Source organism: Kineococcus glutinatus (genome assembly GCF_039542765.1).
Classification (GTDB): domain Bacteria; phylum Actinomycetota; class Actinomycetes; order Actinomycetales; family Kineococcaceae; genus Kineococcus_A; species Kineococcus_A glutinatus.
In genome coordinates this window covers 1-728 of sequence record NZ_BAABIL010000884.1, presented here as the reverse complement: position 1 = coordinate 728, position 728 = coordinate 1, and the positions used below count along the sequence as shown (strand labels likewise).

Genomic DNA, 728 nt, shown 5'->3' with positions numbered 1-728 from the left:
TTCCCCGCCGGGGTCGCCGAGGCGCTGCCCGCGCTGCACGCGGCGCTGCCGTAGCACCGGCGGATCACCCCTCCGGGGGCGCCGCCCCGGCCGGTGCGCCCGCCCCGCGGCGGCGGTGAGCCTGGCGGCACGGAGAGCACGGAGAGCACGGAGAACCGGGGGGGCCCGCGACCGCACCGCCGCCCCCGCCGGCACGCCCTGGTCGCTCGTCCTCGGGCTGGGCGCGCTCGGACGTGGCCCGGCCGGTGCGCGTGCTCGTCGCGGCGGCCTTGGTGTACGGGGTGCTGAGCATCGTGCTCAGCGGGGTGCTGTCACCGCTGCTCACCGGTGAGCTGCGCGGCCTGCTGGCGACGCCGGCCGCGATCGTGCCGGTGCTGGTGGTCGACGTGGTCTGGGGGCTGGCCTGCGGCGGGATCGCGCTCGCCCTGCAGCGCCGCCGGCGGGCGCACCGCGCCGGGCTGCGGGGCTGACCGGGCGCCCACCGCACCCGGTGGGCTCAGCCCCCCGCGGCCCGCACGGCGACGTCCAGCAGCTGCCAGGCCCGCGGGTGCTGCTCCTCGACGGCACCGCAGGTCAGCCGCTGCGCGTGGGGGGCGCGCCCGGCCCGCACGAGGACCTGCACCAGCTCCTCCCCGGCGGGCACCGGCGCCCGGAAGCGCACCCGCCAGGTCGTCCCGTCCTCCTCGCGGCGGGCGGCCACGGGGCGCAGCTCGTCGCGGCCGCCGCGG

Annotated in this window: 2 protein-coding genes; one reads left to right on the top strand and one right to left on the bottom strand. The window is 81.0% G+C overall.

What is annotated here, in order from left to right:
* The first annotated feature begins 245 nt into the window (after nt 1-245).
* The gene (locus ABEB16_RS22330; protein WP_345714347.1) at nt 246-470 is read left to right on the top strand and encodes a hypothetical protein; all 225 of its coding nucleotides are present in this window, start codon (nt 246-248) and stop codon (nt 468-470) included.
* 26 nt (nt 471-496) lie between these two features.
* On the opposite strand, the gene ABEB16_RS22325 is transcribed toward ABEB16_RS22330, so the two are convergent.
* The coding region (locus tag ABEB16_RS22325; RefSeq protein ID WP_345714346.1) for a hypothetical protein at nt 497-728 on the bottom strand (232 nt) is incomplete at its 5' end.